This is a genomic window from Paenibacillus sp. 01T422, assembly GCF_056398785.1.
In genome coordinates, this window is sequence record NZ_JBFTQB010001659.1 from 1 (window position 1) to 445 (window position 445).

At 46.1% G+C, this 445-nt stretch carries 1 pseudogene; it reads left to right on the plus strand.

Annotated elements, in window-relative coordinates:
- Positions 1–148: 148 nt before the first annotated feature.
- Positions 149–445: pseudogene (locus AC1DUA_RS40660) on the plus strand (glycoside hydrolase); the annotation flags it as partial.

Consider the following 445-nt stretch of genomic DNA (forward strand, 5'->3'; position numbering starts at 1 on the left):
CGGCATTACTATTATAAATGTCATTTGTTACACCAGTATGGCAAAATGCTCTAAGACATAGACATGTCCGAGAATTCATTTTGGCACATTCCTGTAACATTGCCTCCTTATACTGAACATCGAATCAATCACATTAGGAGGTATATTCATGAAAAAGCGTCAACTCGCTTTGCTTTGTGCGGCTAGTCTTATTACAGTAGCTCTAACCGGGTGCCGCGATCAAGCAGCCAACCCGCTAATACCCGCCAGTGCACAGCAAACCATCTCAACATCCGTTCAACAGGCAGGAGAGCCCTTCGATTTCGAAGTCGATCCGGAGACGTTCACCCTAACGATTATAAAAGACGGAGTTCGTATGCCTGCATCGATTGCACGGCCCAAAACAGCCGTAACTGATTTCGTTAAGGAGAAGGATTCGGTGAAATGGACCTATCCGGGGCAAGTG